The following is an 18,060-nucleotide window of genomic DNA, read 5'->3' on the forward strand; positions in this document are numbered from 1 at the left end:
GAAACAATAAATAATTAACCAATAAACTAAAAACAATGAAACTATCTAAACCACTTTTTTTAATGTTAACCCTTGCAGCTATTATTGTAGCTTGTAAAGATCAACCTAAACAAAATAATTCCGATACTGAAATTACAGTGCCAAAAAAAATAGAGGTAGAAGGCAAGGAAGTGACCTATAATACAGGTAATACTACCATGAAAGGCTATATCGCCTTCAATAAAAATACGAACCAAAAACAACCAGGTATTATTGTCGTTCATGAATGGTGGGGACATAACGATTATACACGCGAAAGATCAAATATGTTAGCTGAACTTGGCTACACAGCAATCGCAATTGACATGTATGGTGATGGCAAACAGGCAGCGCATCCTGCGGATGCTGGAAAATTTTCTGGTATGGTCATGAAAAATATAGACGAAGCCAAAGCGCGTTTTGATGCAGCTATGCAAGTCTTAAAAAATCATCCTTCTGTAGATTCAACAAAAATTGCAGCAATAGGATATTGCTTTGGTGGTAGCGTGGTCTTAACTATGGCAAATGCAGGCGAAGATTTAGATGCGGTTGCAGCCTTTCACAGTGGTGTACAATTACCAATTATGCCTAATGATAAATTGAAAGCGAAAGTACTAGTAGCCAATGGTGCAGATGATCCATTTGTGTCGCCAGAATCTATTGCAAATTTCACACGTGCTATGGATAGCATTAAAGCCGATTATACATATGTAGCTTATGAAAATGCAAAACACGCATACACCAGTAAAGGAGCTACTGCTTTAGGCGAGAAATTTAATTTACCTTTAGAATATAATGCGGAAGCCGATGCCAAATCTTGGCAAGCTTTACAAGATTTATTAAACGAAACTTTTAACAATTAAAAAATATAATTATGAAATTTACAAGAAAAGCAAATGCTGAATGGAAAGGAAGCGGAAAAGAAGGAAAAGGAATCTTAACAACAGGGAGTAAAGTACTCGAGAATACGTCATACTCATTTCATACACGATTTGAAGACGGCGAAAAAGGAACCAATCCTGAAGAATTGATTGGTGCCGCGCATGCCGGTTGTTTCGCGATGCAATTAAGTTTCTTATTAAATGAGGATAACTTTACAGCAACCACGTTAGATGTCGATGCAACGGTCTTGTTTGAAGATGGTGCTATCACTAAAATTAGTTTAAATTTAGAAGGAGATGTTCCTGAAATCGATGCAGAACAATTTCAACAAATTGCACATAAGGCCAAGGATGTATGTCCGGTATCTAAATTATTAAATGCAAACATCGAATTAAAAGTAACCTTAAAAAATTCATAGATATATGACAACAACTGTAAAAGCCTACGGAGCTACAGCTGCAACTGAAGATTTAAAACCTTTGGATATAGAACGTAGACAGGTAGGACACGATGATATAAAAATAGATATAACTTATTGTGGCGTTTGTCATAGTGATATACATACCGTAAGAAACGATTGGAAAGGTTCTACCTACCCGGTAGTACCTGGTCATGAAATTATTGGTCGTATATTAGAAGTAGGGAATAGTGTGAGTGCGTTTAAAGTTGGTGATTTAGTCGGTGTAGGATGTATGGTAGATTCTTGCCACACCTGTTCTTCTTGTCAGCAAGATTTAGAACAGTTTTGTGAAAATGGCACTACATTTACATATAATAGTCTGAATAAACATATCCCGGGAACACAGACCTATGGGGGTTATTCTACTACGGTAGTCGTAGATGAGCAATTTGTATTACGCGTTCCAGAACATTTAGACGAAGCAGCCACCGCACCTTTATTATGTGCAGGTATAACCACGTGGTCACCTCTAAGACATTGGAAAGTGAAAAAAGGAGATAAAGTTGGTGTTATTGGTTTGGGTGGATTAGGGCATATGGGTGTCAAATTTGCGAATGCCTTAGGTGCCCATGTGGTTATGATTACCACATCACCAGAAAAAGGTAAAGATGCCAAAGATTTAGGTGCCCATGAAGTTTTGGTTTCAAAAGATTCAGAGGCCATGAAAGCCCACCAAGGAAGCTTTGATTTCATACTCAATACCATTCCTGTTGGTCATGAAATGGATCCATACTTATCACTATTAAAAATTGATGCCTCGATGGTGTTGGTGGGTGCGGTAGAACCTCTAAAACCATTTCACGGTGGCAGTATTATTATGGGACGTAAACGTATTGCCGGTTCATTAATTGGCGGAATCAAAGAAACCCAAGAGATGCTTGATTTTTGTGGAAAACATAATATTACTAGTGATATTGAATTAATTAATATGCAAGATATTAACACCGCCTATGAGCGTGTAACCAGCAATGATGTAAAATACCGCTTTGTGATTAATATGAAATCGCTTAAAAACTAGTTTATAGTTTTACTGAAAGTTATTATAAGCAGCATTTAAATTTAGTTTAAGTGCTGTTTTTTTTAAATGACATGTTCAAAGGTTTAATTAAACCACCACAAAACAAACCTACTTTTTTTATGCCCTTGTGACATGGATACGATATGGTAGTTTGCGTTTACTTTTTTAAGCTGTTTTTCAATTTTGATGAGGTTATCTGCTTTAGCGACCAGACTGGTAAAAACTTTTACCTGATCTTTAAACAAAACACTTTCCTTTATTAATCGTTTAATAAAGAGCGCTTCACCACCATTACACCAAAGCTCATTGGCCTGACCTTCAAAATTAAGAGTAAGCTCTTTTCGGTCAGTTTCGTCTCCTAAATTTTTAAGTTTTCTAAACGATCCTTTTACGGCGTCTTCTCTAGAACTATGAAAAGGAGGATTACATATGCTAAAATCAAATCGTTCATGTGCTTGAATAATATTTTTAAAAAGAAAACTCTTATTTTCTTGGAGTCTTATTTCAATATTATCTTGCAATGCTTCCGTTTGTAGTATATTCGCTTTGGCTATATTTACAGCTTCCGCTTCACTATCTGTGCCAACCATAGTCCAGTTAAAATGTTGCGTACCAAGAATGCAATAAATCGCATTGGCACCAGCACCTATATCTAGCCCCCGAAGATTAGAATTCACATCGACACCAAATTTTTCAGAAAGAAAATCTCGTAAATGCAGCAGATAATCTAAGCGACCAGGAACAGGAGGTATGAGATATCCTTTTGGTAAATAATAATCCTCTAGTTTAAAATCGGTAAGCAAAATCGCTTTATTCAGTTCAAGCACAGCCGTTGACAAACTAAAATCAATGGTTTCTTCGCCAGCGGGATTTATAATTATATGCTCCTGCAAGGCAGTATGGTGTTTTACCAAACTTTCTAGATTATAACGGTCTCGATACGGGTTTTGAGGATGCATCTATTTAAAAGTACTTCATTTCAAAGTTGCTAAGTTATTGGTATTCATCCTTTATAAAATCTAAATCGAGCACATTAAAATTATTTGCAGCCTTAACGAGTAACGTTGAACCTATTGTTTCAAATAAATCATTGGTTTTAAGGACAAATTGTGCTTGTTTTTCTATCCTATAATTAGGAATCCCAATTAATGTTAAATCAGTAGTTGCAGAATATTGCTTTATGATGTCATAAAAAGGTTCTTGTTCTACAGCGTTATTAATAATTTTTATTTCAACAATTACTCTTAAATTGTCGACTAGTTCATGAATTTTGGAATAAATCAAGTCGGTATCAACATTGTTGTTATTCAAAAATAAAACTCTAATTTTAGTGTCGTTCCATTTAGGAGAAGCGATAATGAATCTGGCAATATTCAACATCATTTCAGCATTCTTACTATCGGTTTCTCGCCACCATAAATCAACGGTTTGATAATTCCCGAACTTTGTTTTTTTATCAAAATCTAAATACAATAAATTATAATCTAAATGCAACAGGGTCTGCGTCATTTTCGAATATTCTACAGAATTCTCCAGCCCTTTGGGCCAGCCCATCATAATGGTATTGGGTTCAACGCCCGAAAACCCAAACGTAGTAGCTATATTTGTGATGCCAGTATATATATTGTCAACTTTTACTTGACGTGCAAAAATCCCAAGATCGCTAAACGTTTCATCTCTTACTATTTGTTCCGTTTTTTTAAAGGGCTTATAATTATCCTTTCCCACAATCAGTTTAAAATTTGTGACAATCCCTGTGCGACCCGATACCGTTTTACATAACTCCAATAAGTACGACTGATGTTTACTTTGCCCACTAAACAAAATAATATTTGGATTCCAATTAGAATTTTCATCACCCGCGTTAGCATTTATCTTCTTTAAGCCTTTGTTTACTACATTTTCCCAAACACTTCGCCAAACATCGTTAGATTGTAGTTTTACTTCTTTACGCTGCAATCCAAAATATAAAATACCGACAATGGCAAAGGCAGCAATCATAGCTATCATATCTAGTTTGAACATGACCGTAAAACAAGCTACGAAGCCAATTAAACCAATCCATCGCTTAATTTTGAATGTGGGTTGAAAATCTGGATTTGCCCAACTTTCAAGAAAATAAGACACATTAATAAAACCATAGGCGGTTAAGTAGAACATAGAGACCACACGAGCAATAACATCTAATTCCCCTATTAAAATTCCAGCTTCAGCAATAATAAAAACCATAAATAAGGCATTTACAGGTTCTCCGTTTTTACCTTTTGCTTTTCCGAATATTTTTGGGGTTACCTTGTCTATAGACATGGCTTGTAAAATTCTTGGGCCACCAAGAATGCCTCCTAAAGCCGAGGACAACGTAGCTCCCCAGATTCCTGCAACCACAGCCGGTGCATATAAGGCAATTTTCATTAAAAAATTATAATCTGTTTTTAATATTTCAGAATCAACATTAAAAGCAATATAAACGGCAAGTCCCACATATACTAGAAGTCCTATGCCAATAGCGGATAAGGTTCCTAAAGGAATCGACTTTTTTGGGTTTTTTAAATCTCCACTCATGGCAATACCCGCTGTAAACCCTGTAACAGCAGGAAAAAATATGGCAAACACAATTTCTAAACTAACAGAATCGGTTGTAGAAAATAAATGTAAGGTTTCAGGCTGATAGTTTGAAGTTCCAAAAAATATGGAAATTAGAGAAATTACAATTGCTGTAAGAACAACAAATTGCGCTTTGAGTGCAACCGAGGTACTAATTAAAGCTAAAATAGTAAGTGATATTAGTGCAATAGTACCTGTTAATCTAATATCATTAATAGTCATTCCAAAACCAAAATAACCATTAAAACTTTCAGAAAACCCAACCAAATACAAGGCAATAGAAAAAGCAGTTCCAACATATAATGCAATACCAATAGATCCTCCAATAGGAATTCCCATACTTCGTGATAACACGTAATAAATACCACCAGCACCTATTTTTTTATCGGATGCTACAGATGAAACACTTAAACCAGTAGTAACGGCAATAACATGAGCAATGATAATAATGATGATAGCACCAAATAAGCCAGCATTACCAACAACCCAACCTAAACGCATGTACATTATTACACCTAGTATGGTTAATAATGAGGGTGTAAAAACACCTTCAAATGTTCTATATTTTTTTTTATCGGCCATTTTCTGTTTTTTTTTAGAGAATGTTCTAAAAAACTATGTGAATATAACTAATAATTCTTCTTTTCAAGATAAATGTTTCTGTGATATTTTATTATTAAAATACTCGTGAACTCACAAGTTTGATTTTTATAAAAACTAGCTAGAGCGTTAAGAAAACGTTTTACAGAATTTTTCAGGAAATTAAAACAAATTACTTTATTAATTTTGTTTTTAAGGTGTTAACAAAAAGAATATTACCTAATTTATCGTATCCTTCAAAAAGTTTAATTCTATTTTCAGATTTTACGATACTTTCATGAAAGCCTATTAAAGTAAGGTCGGCATCTGCCGAAAATTCATTAATTAAATCAATTTTACTCTTAGATACATCAAGAGGTAATACATAAATATTATTTGAAGAAATTGGTAATCTACCAGTTGATGCCAGTTGAATCAGGTTATTTTGTTCCTCTTTTAAGTGCTCAACTTGGAAGGCCGCAAAGATTTTTATTTTTCCTTTTTTCCATTCAGGGTGTCCTAAAATTACATAGGATAGTAAGATCATTAAATTCGTGTTTTCAAAATCTTCCTTACGTATCCATATATGAATATCTTTTTTGTAGCCAAATCCTCTGTCAGAAGTCGCTAGAATTCCAATATCTAAACCTATGGTTTTTATCAAACTGTAATTATCAAATATTTCAGATAACCATTCTTTTTCACCTCTTTTATATTCGAACAGTATCATATTATTTGGTTGTCCCGAAATTCCCGGTTGCTGAATAGCGTGAGCAATAGCCGATGTTGTTGATGGTGTAACCAAAGTTTCAACAAAAACATTTGATTTATTATCTGCTATATTATGTATTAACTTTTCTAATATTACTTGGGCAGATTTTTTAGATTCCCGAGATAAATAAGCCTTTTCAAAATGCAAATACATACCAAATCCATAGCTATGAGAGATCCATTTCATCAATTCAAGAGCCCCTAATCTTTTAAAACTGTCTTGAGAAAGACAAATAACAGCCGGTCTCCATTCTTCTTCAGTACTTTGTTTTTCAGCCTTTTGAAGGAATACCTGTAATCTTCTGCTCAATTGTTGAATAACCCCTTGAAAGATACTCGCCATTCCTGATTTAGTTCCACTTTTTGAGGAAATGTATAAGTAGAGTAAAATCATTAATAAAATGGCTGTAAGTGCATACGGAGTATTTATTTTAAACATCAGATAAATACACATAATAGTCCCTAAAAGTGACAAATACCACTTAGATTTAAATGATGGTCGATAGGATGGATCAGCTGCAAAATGCTGCATAAAGGAAATCAAACATAGTGAGCCATAGGTTACCAAGAAAAACATGGAAATTATTTCTGCAACGGCATTTACATCCCCCATTAAAATAAAAGCAAAGGCAATTATACTCGTTATAATCGTCGCGTTTCTAGGCTCATTATTTTTTTCTGTACCCTTAGAAACCCATGAATTCATTAATTCTCTAGGAAAAACCTTGTCACCACCAATTGCTTGCAACGTTCTTGGTGCAACCATAAAAGATCCTAAAGCGGATGAAATAGTGGCTGCCGCTAATCCTATGGGTATAATAGGTCCCCAATAAGCTATATTACTCATAATTAGCTGATTATTTATAAGATCTGTCGTCGAGGCCGATGAAGCGAGTTTATAGGCAATAAAAACGTAAACTATCATTCCGATAATTGTAGCAGACAGCGTACCAAGTGGTATCGATTTTTTCGGATCCTTTAAATCTCCAGATAATCCAACTCCAGCCGTCATTCCTGTAAACGCAGGAAAAATAATAGCAAATACATAAAAAAATCCTTTATCGTTACTTATGTTTTTAAAAAGTAGAGACGTATCAAACGTTTCACTAAATTCAGTAGACCCAGCAAAGAAAAAAATAAGTGAGATGGTCAGAATTGTAACTACAATATATAAGGCCTTCATTCCCATATCAGCCCCTTTTTTAACCATTAACCAAACTAATAAAAGGAGTGCAGGGATACTAAACAATCTGTTATCATAAATTTCGTATCCAAAATTAACTTCAATCCAGGGTTTAATAACTTCAAACGATTCTGCAAAGGCTATTACATAAAATGCGACACTTATAGCCTGAGAAAAATATAATGCAATACCTATTGCAGCACCAATATTAATTCCAAAAGATCTAGAAATAATAAAATATTCACCACCACCTTCCACTTTCTGATTGGTAGCAATTTCTGCCAATGCCATGGCTGTGGGAATTGTTACTAAATGACCTATCAAAATAATGAAAAGTGTTCCCATAAAACCTACTGACCCAACTGCGAAACCAAATCGCAGGAACATAACAGCTCCTAAAATTGTAGAAATAGCTGTTAAAAACACAGGAAGTGTTGTAAACTTTGATTTTTGTTCCATAAAGTTAGTCTATCAGTTTATATATAAATATATCGAATAAATAAAAGCAAATTACAATTCGCTTCAACATAATCACAAACGTTAAAACACTCGTGTGTTATTATATCTATGATTATGTCAAATTTTGGGCAATGCGTTATTGCCCTGATTGTTGTAAATTGTATTATAATGTCCCGCGTTTTGTAACTTGAGCTTTATTCACAAGGTTTTTATTTTAAATTATTGAGTTCATGAATCTCCTTTGTCGCTTTGTTTATAAGCAGCACAGAACGTTAAGAAATAGTCCTGTGGACTATTTTAGTGAAATCGAAGATTCAATTAAGTCAATGGGGGTACCAGCCTGGTGCTTTGTTAAACTAAAGTTTCTTCTGCGATGTTAATAAAACCGCTTGCGGTTCACGAGTTCTTATTTATTAAATAGGAGTAGAGCAAATAATCCCTCTTTTTACTACTAAAAAGTATGGAATATTAATGTATGCAAAACTATATATAATTTTGATTATCAATTATTTAACATATTATTTTATAAACTATCACTAATTTAACCTATTTTTATAAAGTTAATTATTTGGACAGCCTTCTTTTTTAATTTCTCACAATTTTAATAAATCCTTTGCTTTCTCATTTTTTAATAGACCTTGACAGACTAAAATAGTATCAGAAACTGCTCAAGAATTTGGCATGTCGTATCAAATTAAATCATCACTATTTAGTGATATTTATAATCATACCAAAATGCTTCGTTTTTAAGAAAACGCAAAAAGTAAGTGTTGTTTTTAAAGAACAAAACAAATGTTGAATAATAAAAAAATAACAAATGATAAAACAATTTATAAATAAATTAATGAATACTAATAACAATAAAATTATGAAAGAAGGTACTGTAAAATTTTTCAATCACGCCAAAGGATTCGGTTTTATAACCGTAAAAGATTCAGAAGAAGAAATTTTTGTTCATACCTCAAACGTTATTGATCGAATAAACGAAAACGACAATGTGACTTTTGATGTTGAAAAAGGAGAAAAAGGTTTAAGTGCTACCATGGTAAAACTAGTGTAAACCAATAAATACGATTATTAGAAACCACCTCAAGGGTGGTTTTTTGTTTTACGACTACCTGAATAACCTAGTCACACCTCAATTAAACAATCTAACAAATTTCAATGGTTACCTTTGCAAATAATAAAATATCCATCTAAATGGCAAATAGCATTAAACAACAACATGAAATTTTAGATAAATTAAAAATTCGAGCCTTGTATCCCATGCAAGAGGAAGCCTTGGCGGTTATCAAATCAACTACTAATACGATGTTATTATCGCCTACGGGCACAGGTAAAACATTGGCATTCTTATTGCCTTTACTTGATATTCTAGATCCAACTAACAACGATGTACAAGTACTTATCATTGTGCCGTCTCGAGAACTTGCCATTCAGATTGAGCAAATCGCCAGAGATATGGGTTCTGGTTTTAAGGTCAATGCCCTGTACGGTGGTAGACCCATGTCTAAAGACAAAATAGAAATTAAACATGTTCCTGCTATTTTAATAGGAACGCCAGGTCGTATTCTCGACCATTTTGATAGTGATCGTTTTTCTAGATCCAGCATCAAAACTCTTATTCTAGATGAATTTGATAAATCACTTGAAGATGGTTTTGAGGAAGAAATGAAAGCTATTATGGGACTATTACCAAGTATCAATAAGCGGATTCTCACTTCGGCGACGCAAGGTATCAAGATTCCTGGTTTCGTGCGTTTGAATAAGCCAACAATAGTAGATTATTTAAATGTAAAACGAACGTCTACTTTAGCCATCAAAACGGTAGTATCAGAAACTAAAACCAAACTACCTGCCTTATTAGAATTGTTGCTTCATATCGGAAACTACCAAGGCATTGTATTTTGTAATTTAAGAGATAGTATTGATATGGTAAGCCAGTTTCTAAAGCGAAATAAAATAAGTCATTCCTGCTTTTCTGGAGGTATGGAGCAAAAGGAACGAGAGCGTTCTTTGATAACCTTTAGGAATGGATCAAGTCAAGTGCTTATTGCTACTGATTTGGCATCGAGAGGTATTGACATTCCAGAACTTAAGTTTATTATTCATTACGAATTGCCAAGACATAAAGAAGAATTCATTCATAGAAATGGCCGGACAGCCAGAGTTAATGCCAAAGGTACTGCCTACGTCTTGAAATGGAAAGACGAACATTTACCTGACTTTATCAAAACAGCTAAAGGTATTAATGTGTCCAAAAAAGCAGCCCGTGCATCGCAATTTTGGGAAACATTATTTATATCGGGTGGTCGGAAAGACAAAATTTCAAAAGGTGATATTGTTGGTTTATTTATGAAACAAGGCGGATTGACACAAGACGAACTTGGCACCATTGAACTCAAACAGGACTGTGCGTTCGTTGCGGTGCCACTCACGAAAGCGAAGCAGTTAGTGGGCACCTTAAACAACACTCGTTTAAAAAAGAAAAAAGTCAGGATTACTTTTTTAAGCGACTAAAAGACTACTTATAGCCTTGCGACTTTGCAGTTATAAGTTAGTCTCGTGAATTTTAAGAATTACGATTATGACCTTAGGTGCGAATGATATAACTTAAAGAAAATGTTATGTAACATGAAAGGAATAGTGCAGCCTTACCTTTGATTTGTGATACTTATTTAACGTCACTAATCTTATAACTATGAAAATTAAAAACCTACTACCAGCTTTTGCAATAGCAATGGTTGTATTATTCATGGGTTGTTCAAACGACGACAACTCACAATCAAGTCTTTTACCAACAGTTGATTCTACCGGTCCTGAAAACAATGCCGTTGATGTGACTCTTAATCAAGTTATAACAGTAGCCTTTAGTGAAGCTATGGATCCAGCAACTATTAATGCCGAATCTTTTAGTGTAATGGAAGGCGCAAATAATGTAAGTGGTATTGTAAGCAAGTCTGGTACAACAGCAAGTTTTACACCGGACAATGTGTTGATGGCTTCAACAAATTATACAGCGACTGTATCAACCGATGCTAAAAACATGAACGGGAACGCCATAAGTACAAATAAAGTATGGAGTTTTACTACCAGTGCTTTAGCTGATGCTATTGCACCAACGGTCCTTTTAACGGATCCTCTTGATAGCGATACAAACATTGCTAGAAATAAAGTTATTACTGTATCCTTTAGTGAAAACATGTATGCATCATCTATTAATACTGGAACGTTCACACTAAAACAAGGAACTAATGCAATAGCGGGAACCGTTTCTTATTCAGGAACTACAGCAAAATTTATTTCATCAACTGTTCTTGCAGCCGATATGCTTTACACTGCAACAATAACTACAGGAGCGAAAGACTTAGCTGGAAATAATCTTGGAGCTAATACTCAATGGAGTTTTACAACAAGTAGTAATGCCGCAGGTTTAGCCGTTGTTGACCTTGGCACAGCTGGAAATTATGTTATTCTTGCAAAAACAGCAATCAATAACAATCCAACATCTGCAATTACGGGTAACTTAGGATTAAGCCCTGCTGCGACATCGTATATTACAGGATTATCCCTAACAGATTTTACAGGTTATGCAACGTCCGCACAAATTACCGGACATGTGTTTGCTGCAGATATGGCTTCACCTACTTCTGAAAACCTTACGACTGCGGTTGAAAATATGATTACAGCTTATAATGATGCAGCCGGACGTCCATTACCAGATTTTGTTGAACTGGGAACAGGAAACATTGGTGGCAAAACATTAACTGCAGGTCTTTATAAATGGACCAGTACTGTTACAGTGCCTGCTGACGTGACTATTTCAGGAACGGCAGATGATGTATGGATTTTCCAGATTTCAGGTGATTTAAACATGAGTGCTGCTACAAAAATAACGCTAGAAGGTGGGGCAAAAGCCTCAAACATTTTCTGGCAGGTAGCCGGAGAAGCAACCTTTGGAGCGACTTCGCATTTTGAAGGTGTTATCTTGTCAATGACAGGCATAACGCTTCAAACAGGAGCTTCGTTTAATGGGAGAGCCTTAGCACAAACAGCGGTAATTCTTGATGGAAATACCGTGGTAAAACCACAATAAATTAAATTTTTAATAGTACTGAAAGAGGTGTTCCGATGGGACATCTCTTTTTTTTTGAAGATACTTTTGAAAAACTAATTTAGAATAAAGATTCCTTTTTTAAAATTTTATCTCTAAAGTTTCTTTTACGATATTAATCAAATCGCTTACGGTTCACCAGCTCTTATTTCTTAAATAGGAGTGGAGCGAGTAAAAACTATTTTTATGAGAAGACGCAGAAGTAAAGCATAATGTTTGTGGAATGGTATTTATGAATACTTATAATTGTCTAATTATTTCAATGACTGATAAACATCATTTCGCATAACAATAAGGCTAATTAACTTTAAAGTTATGAAAAAATCACAATTCTTAAAATTTACTTTAAGCATTATCATTTTCATAATGCCTTTGATAATAGCATTCGGTCAAAAAGATCTTTCAGCAACAGATATTGTTAAGAAAGCTGATGATAATATGCGTGGTAAAACTTCAGAAGCGGCTATTACTATTAAAATAATCAGACCTACTTGGAGTAGAGAAATGACTATGAAAGCTTGGTCTAAGGGTGATGATTATTCTATGATTTTAGTTACATCTCCAGCAAAAGAAAAGGGCACTGTTTTTTTAAAACGCATAAAAGAGGTTTGGAACTGGATTCCGACTATCGAGCGTAACATCAAATTACCACCCTCTATGATGTCGCAAAGTTGGATGGGAAGCGACTTTACCAATGACGATTTGGTAAAAGAAGCCTCTTCGGTAATGGATTATGACCATACCTTGTTAGGTAAAGAAACGGTTTTAGATAAAGAATGTTATAAGATTCAAATGATTCCTAAGCCATCAGCCGCGATTGTTTGGGAAAAGGTAATTGTCTGGATAGATACTGCAGATTTTTTACAGTTAAAAGCTGAATTCTATGATGAAGACGGCTCATTAGTAAACATTATGAATTCCAGTGATATAAAAGAATTAGGTGGAAGAAAAATAACGTCTAAAATTGAAATGTTCCCAGTTGATAAAAAGGGAAATAGTACAGTTATCATTTACAATGCTATCGTTTTTGATGTGCCCATTAATGATAATTTCTTCACCACAAGAAATATGAAACAATTAAAATAATGTTATTAAAACTAGCTTGGTTAAACATATGGCGTAATAAACGCAGAACAATCATCACCGCTACCTCTGTATTTTTCGCCGTGTTACTGGCTATAATTTTTCGTTCGTTAACCGATGGTATTTATGATAATATGATTCATAACGTGGTGAGTTATTCCTCCGGTTACCTGCAAATCCACCAAAAAGGGTATTGGGATGAGCAATCTATTGATAATACATTTGAAGAAGATGAACAATTGTATCAGGGCTTACTTAAAAACCCAAATTTTACTCATTTAATACCGCGTTTGCAAACATTTGCACTGGCATCATATACATATAAAACAAAAGGTGTTCTTATTTTAGGAATAGATCCTGCCAAAGAAAAGGAGGTCAACAACCTTCACGAAAAAATTATAGATGGAGAATACATTGAAACCATTAATGAAAATGCTGTTGTTTTAGGCGAAGGTTTAGCATCTCAATTAAAATTAAGGGTGAATGATACTTTGGTGCTGTTAGGTCAAGGTTATCACGCAAGTAGTGCATCAGCAAAGTACAGAGTAAAAGGCCTTATAAAACTAGGAGCAATAGAACTGAATAATAATGTGGTTTATATGCCTTTGCAACAATCACAATACATGCATGGGGCCGAAAATAGGTTAACATCCGTTTCGGTAATGTTAGATAAAACAAAAAACTTAAAAAAACTAAAACAGTCTATACAAGAATCAATAGATTCTGACACTTATGAAGTAATGAGTTGGAAAGAAATGATGCCAGAAATGGATCAGTTTATCGAAGCAGATAGTACAGGACATAATATTATTATTGGCATCCTGTATTTTATCATTTCTTTCGGGTTATTTGGTACGTTGTTAATGATGATTTTTGAGCGAAAGCACGAGTTAGGAATCTTGATTGCTATAGGAATGAAAAAGCATTTACTGGCTTTGGTACTGTTATTAGAATCTATTATGATTTCCTTAATTGGTTGTTTTACAGGTGTTATTGCAGGTGTACTGTTAATAAAATGGTTTACCATACATCCCGTTCATTTTACTGGAGAACTGAAAGAAGTTTATGAAGATTACGGTATAGAATCCATTATATACTTTTCTAATCATGAGAAAATTTTTATTATTCAAACTTTAATCGTTTTACTATTATCTATTCTATTAGCCTTTTATCCAGGGTATAAAGTGATGAAATTAAAACCTGTTGAAGCTATAACTAGTTAATTATGTTGTTTCAAATTGCTTGGCGAAATATTTGGCGTAATAAAGCCCGAAGCTTAGTTGTAATAAGCTCTATTATTATTGGTGTGTGGGCAGGTATTTTTATTATGTCTTTTGCTTGGGGTTTATATAAAAACAATATTGATGAATCTGTTTATAGACAATTATCTCACATTCAAATTCATCATCCAACTTTTGATGAGGAGAATGATTCTAAATTCACTATCACAAATACGGATGAGATTGTAAAACAATTACAATCTGATGATCGCATTGCTTCGGTAAGTTCTCGCGTTATTTCCATAGGAATGATCACGTCTCCAACAACAGCAAGTGGTGTGAAGATTTACGGAATCAATCCTGCTTCAGAAATTACTCAAATTAGATTGAATGAGTATGTAAGAGAAGGCGCATATTTTGATTCAGGAAAACAAAATGAAATTCTCATTGGAGAAAAATTAGCAAAAAAACTTAAAGTTAAGTTTAAAAGTAAAGTGGTTTTAACCTTTACCAATGTTAATTCGGAAATCGTTTCAGGTGCCTTTAGAATTAGCGGAATTTACAGATCTAAAAACATTTCGTTAGACGAAGTAAATGTATATGTGCAACAAAAATACTTGCAGGAACTATTGGCGCTAAAATCATCAGAAAGTAACGAGATAGCTATATTGGTAAAAGATGAAGAACAATTAGATGCCATTAAAAAGCTCAGTGTCGGAGTAGTGCCTAAAGGAAAAATTGAAGATTGGAAAGCGCTTTCGCCAGAGTTAAGCATGATTATAGAGTCATTTAATTTATACACCTACATTATTAGCGGCATTATTCTTTTAGCATTAACATTTGGCATTATAAATACAATGTTAATGTCTGTTTTGGAGCGCATTCGAGAGCTCGGAATGTTGATGGCTATTGGTTTGAATAAGCGTAAAATATTCATAATGATTATACTGGAAACAATCTATTTAACAGTAATAGGTAGCCCAATTGGTCTGTTAGTTGGATGGTTAACCGTTACAGTATTAGGAACAACTGGAATTAATATTTCTATATTTTCTGAAGGCTTATCATCCTACGGATTCAGTTCTATGATTTATCCTGATTTAGAGCATGAAAAGTATGAGATTATTGTAATAATGTGTTTAATAACAACCATTTTATCGGCTATTTATCCAGCTTATAAAGCGCTACAATTAAATCCATCAGAAGCAATACGTAAAATTTAAAGTTATGGCAAAAACAATTATAGATGCACATAATGTGAGTAAAACATTTAACCCAAAAACAATTCCAGTACATGCTGTTCAAAATGTGCATGTCCATATAGAAGAAGGAGAGTTTGTGGCTTTAGTTGGGCCTTCTGGTTCAGGAAAATCTACCTTATTGAATATGATGGGCGGATTAGATGAACCAACAGCAGGAAGCGTCATTATAGATGGTGTAGAAGTTACAGAGTTATCAGAGAACAAGTTAATAGATTTCAGATTACATAATATTGGGTTTGTATTTCAGGCGTTTAATTTAATTCCTGTCCTTACCGCAAAAGAGAATGTAGGTTTTGTATTGCAGTTGCAACATATATCAAAAGAAGAACGTAAAAAAAGAGTATTAGTATTACTAGAAGAAGTGGGACTTCAAGATAAAATAGACAGTAAACCAGGTGAATTATCTGGAGGTCAGCAACAACGTGTAGCGGTTGCAAGAGCATTAGCCTCTAAGCCAAAAATAATATTAGCAGATGAACCCACAGCAAATTTAGACTCGAAATCTGCTGATAATTTGCTGGATATTATGGCAAAACTGAATAAAGAAGAAAAAATAACCTTTTTGTTTTCTACGCACGACCAAAGAGTAATTAAAAAAGCAAGAAGAGTAATAACATTGGTTGATGGCAAAATAGATTCAGATGCTGAGCAAGTACCTACCTAATCATTATGAAAAGGTTGTTTTTAACATATCTGTTACTAATCACTTTGACTACTATATACGCCCAAGAAAAGGAGGAAAAGTTAGTGCTGTCTGGTTATGTTAAAAATCTACACGAATTCAGCTTTATTAACAGCTTAGAACAGTTACAATGGACGACCTTATTGCACAACAGATTGAATTTTAAATATATTCCTACGGAAAAACTTACTGTTAGGTTAGAATTTAGAAACAGGCTGTTTTACGGTGACAATGTTAAAAATATATTCGGTTTTTCAAAGTTCATTTCTCAAGACCATGGGATTACGAATCTTTCCTGGAATATAATCGACAACAAAGACATCCTTTTCAATACAACCATTGACAGGGCTTTAATTAATTATGCAAAAGGAGATTGGGATATTACCTTAGGAAGACAGCGTGTTAACTGGGGAATGAATTTAATTTGGAATCCGAATGATATCTTTAATACCTATAATTTTTTAGATTTTGATTATGAAGAACGTCCTGGCAGTGATGCTTTAAGAGTACAATATTATTTAGATGATTTCACTAAAATTGAAATAGCCGCAAAAAAGGGGGAAAGTGACGATGATAAAATAGTAGCAGCAATGTATAAGTTTAATAAAGAGTCTTATGACATACAGCTTATTACAGGTGTTTATCAAAAAGATTGGGTTATTGGAGCCGGTTGGGCTGGAAACTTAAAAAATGCTGGTTTTAAAGGAGAAGTCTCTTATTTTGTGCCTTATGAAACTTATGTTGATTCAGAAAATGCGTTGAGTGCAGCGATATCGTTAGATTATGGTTTTAAAAAAGGATTGTACATCAATGGCTCTGTTTTATATAATAGTAGTGCAGCCGAGGCGTCTGGTAACATGGGGTATTTGTTACATACCAATTTAAGTGCAAAATATTTAATGCCCTATAAATATTCAGGATTTCTGCAACTGGCTAAAGAATTTACACCAATTTTTAGGGGCACTATAAACACTATTTACTCACCAACCAATCATTCCGTCATCATAATGCCAACCCTTGATTATTCAGTGGCTACCAACTGGGAACTTAATTTCACAGGGCAATCTTTTTTTGAATTTGAAAATTATCAGACTTTAGGGAATAGTCTTTTTGTGAGACTGCGCTGGAGTTTTTGAATTTAATATAAATAATGATATGTAATTTCTTTAATTATGTCAAATATTGCTAAAAAAGCTTTAGCACTAATTGTCATAATTTGTAATATAATGTACCGCGTTATGTTTCTTGAGCTTTATTCGCAATAAATTTATTTGATGTTATTGTGCTCATGAATCTTCGATTTGGTAAAAAGCATGGCAGAACGTTAAATAAAGGTCTAGTAAAACCTTTTTAGCGAATGAGCCAGCTAGCGTTTTATCTAACTACAGTTTCTTCTGTAATGTTAATTAAAGCGAAGAATGAGATTAGGCACTAGACAAACTCATTCAAAATTCATGAGCCTTATTTATTAAATAGGAGTGAAACGAGTAAACACTCCTTTTATGAGAGGACGTAGGAGGGAGGCATAATGTGTGTGGAATGATTTATTTTCAATAATTACTTTTTATAGTTATAATTTTAAAATTACTTTTCATTTAGACTGATAAACATCATTTCTTTTTGCCATAAGATCAACTAGCTTTGATTTTCAATTCTTAAAATTAGTTGCCGTAATAGGTGGAATAATACCAAGCTATAGCAACTACTACAACCCGTTAAGCCAAT

At 34.0% G+C, this 18,060-nt stretch carries 14 protein-coding genes; 11 read left to right on the top strand and 3 right to left on the bottom strand.

Annotation, left to right across the window (positions count from 1 at the left end; genetic code table 11):
- Window positions 1-35: 35 nt before the first annotated feature.
- The 3 genes from AC15TD_RS03650 to AC15TD_RS03660 are packed head-to-tail and all read left to right on the top strand — an operon-like array spanning window position 36 to window position 2,378.
- Window positions 36-881 (top strand): dienelactone hydrolase family protein, encoded by an 846-nt coding sequence (locus AC15TD_RS03650; protein ID WP_484450783.1) that lies wholly within the window; start codon window positions 36-38, stop codon window positions 879-881.
- Window positions 882-892: 11 nt separating this feature from the next.
- Window positions 893-1,318 (top strand): OsmC family protein, encoded by a 426-nt coding sequence (locus tag AC15TD_RS03655; protein ID WP_484450784.1) that lies wholly within the window; start codon window positions 893-895, stop codon window positions 1,316-1,318.
- 4 nt (window positions 1,319-1,322) lie between these two features.
- A complete protein-coding gene (locus AC15TD_RS03660; RefSeq protein WP_484450785.1) occupies window positions 1,323-2,378 on the top strand; it encodes an NAD(P)-dependent alcohol dehydrogenase in 1,056 nt (351 codons plus the stop codon).
- Between the two features lie 83 nt (window positions 2,379-2,461).
- On the opposite strand, the gene rlmF is transcribed toward AC15TD_RS03660, so the two are convergent.
- The 3 genes from rlmF to AC15TD_RS03675 all read right to left on the bottom strand — a co-directional run bounded on the left by rlmF (window position 2,462) and on the right by AC15TD_RS03675 (window position 7,974).
- On the bottom strand, window positions 2,462-3,337 hold the full coding sequence (gene rlmF / locus AC15TD_RS03665; protein ID WP_484450786.1) for a 23S rRNA (adenine(1618)-N(6))-methyltransferase RlmF: 876 nt from the start codon (window positions 3,335-3,337) through the stop codon (window positions 2,462-2,464).
- Window positions 3,338-3,371: 34 nt separating this feature from the next.
- Window positions 3,372-5,564 carry an amino acid permease gene (locus AC15TD_RS03670; protein ID WP_484450787.1) on the bottom strand — a complete coding sequence of 731 codons (2,193 nt, stop codon included), beginning with the start codon at window positions 5,562-5,564 and terminating at the stop codon, window positions 3,372-3,374.
- A gap of 190 nt (window positions 5,565-5,754) precedes the next feature.
- Window positions 5,755-7,974 carry an APC family permease gene (locus AC15TD_RS03675; RefSeq protein ID WP_484450788.1) on the bottom strand — a complete coding sequence of 740 codons (2,220 nt, stop codon included), beginning with the start codon at window positions 7,972-7,974 and terminating at the stop codon, window positions 5,755-5,757.
- 817 nt (window positions 7,975-8,791) lie between these two features.
- Here AC15TD_RS03675 and AC15TD_RS03680 point away from each other — a divergent pair.
- The 8 genes from AC15TD_RS03680 to AC15TD_RS03715 all read left to right on the top strand — a co-directional run bounded on the left by AC15TD_RS03680 (window position 8,792) and on the right by AC15TD_RS03715 (window position 17,471).
- On the top strand, window positions 8,792-9,034 hold the full coding sequence (locus AC15TD_RS03680) for a cold-shock protein (protein WP_484450789.1): 243 nt from the start codon (window positions 8,792-8,794) through the stop codon (window positions 9,032-9,034).
- A 140-nt stretch (window positions 9,035-9,174) separates the two neighbouring features.
- A complete protein-coding gene (locus tag AC15TD_RS03685) occupies window positions 9,175-10,494 on the top strand; it encodes a DEAD/DEAH box helicase (RefSeq protein WP_484450790.1) in 1,320 nt (439 codons plus the stop codon).
- Between the two features lie 181 nt (window positions 10,495-10,675).
- The gene (locus AC15TD_RS03690; RefSeq protein WP_484450791.1) at window positions 10,676-12,070 is read left to right on the top strand and encodes an ice-binding family protein; all 1,395 of its coding nucleotides are present in this window, start codon (window positions 10,676-10,678) and stop codon (window positions 12,068-12,070) included.
- A 333-nt stretch (window positions 12,071-12,403) separates the two neighbouring features.
- Window positions 12,404-13,174 (top strand): outer membrane lipoprotein-sorting protein, encoded by a 771-nt coding sequence (locus AC15TD_RS03695; RefSeq protein WP_484450792.1) that lies wholly within the window; start codon window positions 12,404-12,406, stop codon window positions 13,172-13,174.
- On the top strand, window positions 13,174-14,394 hold the full coding sequence (locus AC15TD_RS03700) for an ABC transporter permease (RefSeq protein ID WP_484450793.1): 1,221 nt from the start codon (window positions 13,174-13,176) through the stop codon (window positions 14,392-14,394). The genes AC15TD_RS03695 and AC15TD_RS03700 overlap by 1 nt, the downstream gene beginning before the upstream one ends.
- Window positions 14,395-14,396: 2 nt before the next feature.
- The gene (locus AC15TD_RS03705) at window positions 14,397-15,614 is read left to right on the top strand and encodes an ABC transporter permease (RefSeq protein ID WP_484450794.1); all 1,218 of its coding nucleotides are present in this window, start codon (window positions 14,397-14,399) and stop codon (window positions 15,612-15,614) included.
- Window positions 15,615-15,618: 4 nt separating this feature from the next.
- The gene (locus AC15TD_RS03710; RefSeq protein WP_484450795.1) at window positions 15,619-16,317 is read left to right on the top strand and encodes an ABC transporter ATP-binding protein; all 699 of its coding nucleotides are present in this window, start codon (window positions 15,619-15,621) and stop codon (window positions 16,315-16,317) included.
- A 44-nt stretch (window positions 16,318-16,361) separates the two neighbouring features.
- On the top strand, window positions 16,362-17,471 hold the full coding sequence (locus AC15TD_RS03715; RefSeq protein WP_484450796.1) for a hypothetical protein: 1,110 nt from the start codon (window positions 16,362-16,364) through the stop codon (window positions 17,469-17,471).
- Window positions 17,472-18,060: the final 589 nt, after the last annotated feature.

It is taken from the genome of Yeosuana sp. (assembly GCF_057126245.1).